The organism is Pseudomonas costantinii (genome assembly GCF_001870435.1).
GTDB lineage: Bacteria > Pseudomonadota > Gammaproteobacteria > Pseudomonadales > Pseudomonadaceae > Aquipseudomonas > Aquipseudomonas costantinii.
This window is the reverse complement of record NZ_MDDR01000015.1, coordinates 80,414-87,304: the sequence shown is the minus strand read 5'-3', so window position 1 is coordinate 87,304 and position 6,891 is coordinate 80,414. Positions and strand designations below refer to the sequence as shown.

6 protein-coding genes are annotated in these 6,891 nt (G+C 58.3%); 4 read left to right on the top strand and 2 right to left on the bottom strand.

The window, feature by feature from the left end; translation table 11 throughout:
* Positions 1-495 precede the first annotated feature (495 nt).
* Positions 496-642 (top strand): hypothetical protein, encoded by a 147-nt coding sequence (locus tag BFL40_RS34445; protein WP_235864751.1) that lies wholly within the window; start codon positions 496-498, stop codon positions 640-642.
* Positions 643-865: 223 nt separating this feature from the next.
* Positions 866-2,758, top strand: a complete 1,893-nt coding sequence (gene mrdA, locus BFL40_RS08380) for a penicillin-binding protein 2 (protein ID WP_071483523.1) — start codon at positions 866-868, stop codon at positions 2,756-2,758.
* A gap of 1 nt (position 2,759) precedes the next feature.
* On the opposite strand, the gene BFL40_RS08375 is transcribed toward mrdA, so the two are convergent.
* Complete coding sequence (locus BFL40_RS08375; RefSeq protein ID WP_071483522.1) at positions 2,760-3,161, bottom strand: GFA family protein; 402 nt, start codon at positions 3,159-3,161, stop codon at positions 2,760-2,762.
* A 95-nt stretch (positions 3,162-3,256) separates the two neighbouring features.
* On the opposite strand from BFL40_RS08375, the gene BFL40_RS08370 reads away from it, so the two are divergent.
* Positions 3,257-3,724, top strand: coding sequence for an SRPBCC family protein (locus BFL40_RS08370; RefSeq protein ID WP_071483521.1), 468 nt, complete (start codon positions 3,257-3,259; stop codon positions 3,722-3,724).
* Between the two features lie 40 nt (positions 3,725-3,764).
* Here BFL40_RS08370 and BFL40_RS08365 read toward each other — a convergent pair whose 3' ends face one another.
* On the bottom strand, positions 3,765-4,352 hold the full coding sequence (locus tag BFL40_RS08365; protein ID WP_071483520.1) for a hypothetical protein: 588 nt from the start codon (positions 4,350-4,352) through the stop codon (positions 3,765-3,767).
* A gap of 178 nt (positions 4,353-4,530) precedes the next feature.
* Here BFL40_RS08365 and BFL40_RS08360 point away from each other — a divergent pair, with 178 nt between their 5' ends.
* The gene (locus tag BFL40_RS08360) at positions 4,531-6,888 is read left to right on the top strand and encodes a DNA polymerase II (RefSeq protein WP_071483519.1); all 2,358 of its coding nucleotides are present in this window, start codon (positions 4,531-4,533) and stop codon (positions 6,886-6,888) included.
* Positions 6,889-6,891: the final 3 nt, after the last annotated feature.

The following is a 6,891-nucleotide window of genomic DNA, read 5'->3' as shown; positions in this document are numbered from 1 at the left end:
CGCCGATGGTAGTGTGGGGTTTCCCCATGTGAGAGTAGGTCATCGTCAAGATTAAATTCCGAAACCCCTGTTTGCTAACGCAGACAGGGGTTTTGTTTTGGGCGGTCGAAAAGTGTTAGGCACTAACGACGACGCGAACTAGCCGAAGCTCCGAACTCTTCGCGTCGCGTATTACCTGAAAGCACCCGCCAATCCAAACGCCTCCCTTAATCACCACCAGCCACGAGAGCTGGTTGATTGGCTTTGCGTCGTTGCTTGATTTGTTGTTCAGAGCTTAAGTGTTCCTAGCATAGGAATGCTCTGTTGGCGCAGCTGAGCAACGAGAGAGTCCATTGCCGCATATTTACTCGCAAGGCTAGTCTGTAGCCCAGCTATACGCTTATCTAGAGTGGATTGCTGCTTAGTAAGATCGTTAAGTTTGCAGGATAAGCAGTCCGACCTCAGTCGTCTCACTAACCAAATGACTATCGCCCTGAGGAAGTCTTTGGTCCGGTTTTGTCGATCATCATCTACGAAGACGACGATGAAGCTCTGAGCATCGCGTCTCCAAGCCTATATTCTGTCTTCAGAATCCAGCAAAGCCAAAGCGTTGGCCGCTCGCATCGAAATCGGCCGCGTACTGATCAACACCGTGGCCCATGAGCCGCGCGCCTAAACATTCAGGTATTGGCCGGGAGTACGGCACATCCGGTTTGGAAGCTTTTCTGGGGCCTAAATCCGCTCTCTCCAGACAAAACAGCATGCCGTTGGGGAAATCGATGCAAAGTGTTTCTGCATTTTTGGTATGGTGCAGCACATTTTCACAAAGATTGATCTTTCACCCGCAGGACGCGGCGTCGACCTTCTTCAACGAGATGCTGTAGAAATGCCTGAACCGATACCGATCAAAGATCACGAAAACGAAAACCGTCTGGTCAACAAGCGGCTGCTCGCCTGCGCGCTGTTGGTGATCGGCATTACTTGCGCCCTGGTGGGTCGCATGTATTTCCTGCAGGTGGTGCAGTTCGACTATCACTCCACGATTTCTGAAAATAATCGTGTCCATGTACTGCCTATTACGCCGACCCGGGGGTTGATCTATGACCGCAACGGCGTGGTGTTGGCTGACAACCGCCCGAGCTACAACCTGATCATCACCCGCGAGCGCACCACTGACCTCAAGGGCGAGCTGGACGCCATCGTCAACCTGCTGCACTTGCCCGCCGAAGACCGGGCCGTGTTCGACAAGGCGCTGAAGCAGGCCCGCCACCCGTTCGTCCCCGTCACGCTGTTTTACGAGCTGACCGAAGAACAGATTGCCGTTTTGGCGGTTAACGAATTTCGCCTGCCAGGCGTGGACGTCGAGCCACAATTCGTCCGCCATTACCCGCTGGGCGCGCACTTCGCGCACTCGATCGGCTACGTCGGTCGAATCAACGAAAAAGAATCCAAGGCCCTCGATTCGGTGGAGTACCGCGGTACCCAGTCCATTGGCAAGACCGGTATCGAGCGTTTCTACGAGTCCGAACTGCACGGCCACGTCGGTTATGAAGAGGTCGAGACCAATGCCCAGGGGCGCGTGCTGCGCGTGCTCAAGCACACAGACCCGATCCCTGGCAAAAATATCGTCCTGAGCCTCGATGTCAAACTCCAGGAAGCCGCGGAAGAGGCCTTGGGCGACCGCCGTGGCTCGGTGGTGGCGCTCGACCCGCAAACCGGCGAAGTGCTGGCCATGGTCAGTAAGCCGAGTTTCGACCCGAACCTGTTCGTCACCGGCATCAGCTTCAAGGAATACGCTGCGCTGCACGATTCCATCGACCGTCCGCTGTTCAACCGCGTACTGCGTGGGCTCTATGCGCCCGGTTCGACGATCAAACCGGAAGTGGCCATCGCTGGCCTCGACAGTGGCGTAGTGACCGCTCAAACCCGTGTGTTCGATCCTGGTTACTACCAGTTGCCCGACTTTGACCACAAATATCGCAACTGGAACCACAGCGGCGATGGCTGGGTGGACATGGACGCAGCCATCATGCGATCCAACGACACCTACTTTTACGACCTTGCTCACAAGCTCGGCATCGACCGCTTGCACGACTACCTGGCCGAATTCGGTCTCGGCCAGAAAGTCTCGCTCGACATGTTCGAGGAGTCGGCTGGCCTGATGCCATCTCAGGCCTGGAAGCGCGCGACACGACGCCAGCCCTGGTTCCCGGGCGAAACAGTTATCCTCGGTATCGGCCAGGGCTACATGCAGGTAACGCCGCTGCAGTTGGCTCAGGCTACGGCGTTGATTGCCAACAAAGGCGTGTGGAACCGGCCGCATCTGGCCAAGACCATCAACGGCGTGCCACCTGTGGATGAACACCCAATGCCCAACGTGGTCCTCAAGGACCCGCGTGATTGGGAGCAGGTCAACCACGGTATGCAACTGGTGATGCATGACCCACGCGGTATTGCCCGTGCAGCGGCGCTCGGCGCTCAATATCGGATTGCCGGCAAGAGTGGTACGGCGCAGGTGGTCGCGATCAAGCAGGGTGAGCGTTACAACCGTAACAAGACCCTGGAGCGCCATCGTGATAACGCCTTGTTCGTCGGCTTCGCGCCGGCTGAACATCCGACGATCGTGATTTCGGTGATGATCGAAAACGGTGAGGCCGGTGGCCGTGTAGCAGGCCCTGTGGTTCGGCAGATAATGGACGCCTGGTTACTCGACCAGGAAGGTCACCTGAAGCCGCAATATGCGACGCCGGCCAAAGCGCCAGGCGATCCGCACGTTTAAATCAGGCCTTCCACTCTTCCCATTGCTCCACGCCCTCATGAGCCAGCCACGGCACATCATGGGCCGTCCAGATGTGCGAAGTGGGCCTGACGCCCGGATCATCATCCAGCGTCGCCACTCGCACAATCACATGCGGCTGATGCCCACGCTCCGCTATCAGATGTGAGCCGCAACGCGAGCAGAAATGCCTGAATTTGCCTGGCGAAGATTCAAAGGACGACAACAGCGCCTCACCCTGGGTCCAGCGAAAGTGCTCGCGCATTACGCCGGCCGTGGCCACGAACGCCGCTGCATGCACTTTGCGGCAGCTGTCGCAGTGGCAGTGGCTGATAGGCATATCCAGGCTGTCCACTTGATAGCGCACGCCTTTGCAGAAGCAACTTCCATTCAGTGGCTCGGTCATAACATATTGCCTGGTCAAGGACGGGGTCATCATCGCGCACAACCCAAGGTTGCGCATTGGTCGATGTCGCCTAGTGTCAATGGAGGAGGTGACTTATGCACGTATTAGATCGCATCGAACGAAAAGTCCTGCTCAATGCTTCACGCAAACAGGTCTGGGACGCACTGACAGACGCCGAGCAGTTCGGCAGTTGGTTCGGCATCGCTCTCAAGGGCAAAACGTTTGTCTCTGGGGAAATCATCGAGGCGCCGATTACTTACCCCGGCTACGAACATGTGGTCTGGAAGGCCAAGATCGAACGCGTCTTGCCGCAAATGCTGTTCTCTTTCAGGTGGCATCCTTATGCGGTCGAGAAGGGCGTCGACTACGACAAGGAAACGCCGACTCTGGTGGAGTTCATCGTTGAAGATCGCGCGCCGGGTATTCTGCTGCGGGTAGTCGAGTCCGGTTTTGATGCAGTCCCCGAGGCTCGCCGCCAGAAAGCCTTCAAGATGAATTCCCGTGGGTGGGATGATCAAATGAACAACATCGAAACCTATCTGAGCCAGGCCCGTCGAGCCTGACCCAAACGGGCATCATTGTTGATGCCCGTCCTCACTGCTGTCAGCCTTCGTGAGCCGTGGTGATTTCCAGCGTATCGGTAAAGGTCACCAGTACACTCTGCCCAACCTTGAGGTCTTTGAGCCCGGCACGGATCTCCGGTTTTTCAACGTCCAGCACTTTCTTGGCGCCGGTTGGGTTTTCCAGGGTGACCTGGTTTTTCTTCAGGTCGATATGGGTGATCTTCAATTGCACCTGCACCTGGCGGAAGGCAGCACCACCGGGGTTCGGATTATCGGCAGTGGCGCGAATCACACCGGTTTTTTCGCTGGCGTCCGGGGGACTTTTGTCCACGTCGGTATCGAGCACAGCGGCGACAGAGTGGGTGGTCAGCACCTTCACCTGGTCGCCAACCTTGAGGTTGCCCAAGTCCTTGGCTTCATCGCTGAGCTGCACATGCACAGGATTACCCTGGGCACCTGCAAGCACCACTTGGTGATTGGCGGCATCTACCGACAGCACCTTGGTGGTCACTTCATCGGCCTCAAGGGATTTGGACAGCGGGATTTCGGCAGCGTAGGCGGTAAGGTTGCCGGCAGACAGGAGCGCGGCCAGGACGATAGCCTGACGCAGGGAGCGAGATACATTCATCGATGAGACTTCCTTGTGAGTGAAGCCACTGAGTCTAGTGGCGAGCCAGCGATGCGCAAATGCGCTGACCCGATGAGGAGCGGAGCGCCTATGTGGTTGGATTACACGTTAACCTGCTGCGTTTGGCTGGATGCCGAGTAGAATCGCACCCTGAAAGCGATTCCTGAGGTGCGGTACGGTGGATTTACAGCAGGGTTTCGTCCTGACCCGGCATTGGCGCGACACCCCGGCGGGTACGGAGGTCAGTTTCTGGTTGGCTACAGACCTTGGCCCCCGGTGTATCCGGCTACCTGTGCAAACCTCGGTGATGTTTATTCCCGAGGCCTATCGCAAGCCATTGGATTGGCTGCTCAAGGGCGAGCGCGATATTGAGTTGCGCCCGCTGCAGCTGTGCGATTTCCATCACCGTCCGGTCCTGGGCCTCTACACCCGCCAACATCGCCAACTGATGGACCTGGAAAAACGCCTGCGCGCCGCCGGCGTTGATGTCTATGAAGGCGATGTGCGCCCGCCCGAGCGCTACATGATGGAGCGTTTTATCACGGCTCCCGTGTGGTTTGGCGGCACGCCCGACGCCAGTGGCACGCTGCTCGACGCCCAAATGAAACCTGCGCCGGACTATCGCCCGCCGCTGAAACTGGTGTCCCTCGACATCGAGACCACCGCCCAAGGCGATCTCTATTCCATTGCCCTCGAAGGCTGTGGCGAGCGCCAGGTGTACATGCTCGGTCCACCAAACAAGACCGACGCAGTCGACTTCAAGCTCGACTACTGCGACACCCGCGCCCAACTGCTCGAACGCCTAAACCAGTGGCTCGCCACCCATGACCCCGATGCGATCATCGGCTGGAACCTGGTGCAGTTCGACCTGCGTGTATTGCACGAACATGCGCAACGCCTCAACGTGCCGCTGCTGTTGGGCCGTGGCGGTGAAGCCATGGCTTGGCGTGAGCACGGCAGCCGCAATCATTACTTTGCGGCGGCGGCGGGGCGGCTGATCATTGATGGTATCGAAGCCCTGCGTTCGGCTACTTGGAGCTTTGAATCCTTCAGCTTGGAAAACGTCGCGCAGACCTTGCTCGGCGAAGGCAAGGACATCTCCACGCCGTACCAGCGCATGGACGAAATCAACCGCATGTTCGCCGAGGACAAGCCCGCCCTGGCGCGCTACAACCTCAAGGACTGCGAGCTGGTCACGCGGATTTTCGAGAAGACCGACCTGCTCAAGTTTTTGCTGGAGCGGGCCAGCGTCACCGGGCTGCCGGCTGATCGCAATGGCGGCTCCGTTGCGGCCTTCACCCACTTGTACATGCCATTGATGCACCGCCAAGGCTTCGTCGCGCCGAACCTGGGAGACAAACCGCCCCAGGCCAGCCCCGGTGGCTTCGTCATGGATTCACGCCCAGGTCTCTACGAATCGGTGTTGGTGCTGGATTACAAAAGCCTTTACCCGTCAATCATCCGCAGTTTCCTGATTGACCCGGTGGGCCTGATCGAAGGCCTCAAACACCCCGATGACAGCGTGTCGGTGGAAGGCTTTCGCGGTGCGCGCTTCTCTCGAACCCGGCATTGCCTGCCATCCATCGTCACCCGCGTCTCCGAAGGCCGTGAAGCCGCCAAGCGCGAACACAACGCGCCGCTGTCCCAAGCCCTGAAAATCATCATGAACGCCTTCTACGGTGTACTCGGTTCCAGTGGTTGTCGGTTCTTCGACACCCGGCTGGCGTCCTCGATCACTCTGCGTGGGCATCAGATCATGCGCCAAACCCGTGAGCTGGTTGAGGCCAAGGGTTATGAGGTGATTTACGGCGACACCGACTCCACTTTCGTCTGGCTCGGCAGTGCACACTCCCAGGAGGATGCCAGCCGCATCGGCCAGGCGCTGGTGCAACATGTCAACGACTGGTGGCGTGCGCATTTGCTCAACGAGTTTGGCCTGCAAAGTGCTTTGGAACTGCAATACGAAACGCACTTCAGCCGCTTCCTGATGCCGACCATTCGCGGTGCGGAGGAGGGCAGTAAAAAGCGTTACGCCGGCCTGGTCGTCCGTGGCGATGGCCGCGAAGAAATGGTCTACAAAGGCCTGGAAACCGTACGCAGCGACTGGTCGCCCCTGGCTCGGCAATTCCAGCAGGAACTCTATCAGCGCATCTTTCACCGTCAGCCGCATCAGGACTACATACGCGACTACGTACGCCGCACATTGAGCGGCGAACTCGACGAGCTGCTGATCTACCGTAAGCGACTGCGCCGCCAATTGGGCGACTACGAACGCAATGTCCCGCCTCATGTGCGCGCGGCACGCCTGGCAGATGAGTACAACGACCGCCTGGGTCGCCCGCGTCAGTATCAGCGCGGCGGCTGGATCAGCTACGTGATCACCGTTAACGGTCCCGAACCGTTGGAGGTGAGACAGGCGCCGATCGACTACGACCACTACGTCACTCGGCAATTGCAGCCGGTGGCCGATGCGATTCTGCCGTTCGTGAATGACGATTTCGCTACCCTGGTCGGCGGGCAAATGGGCCTGTTCTAAAAC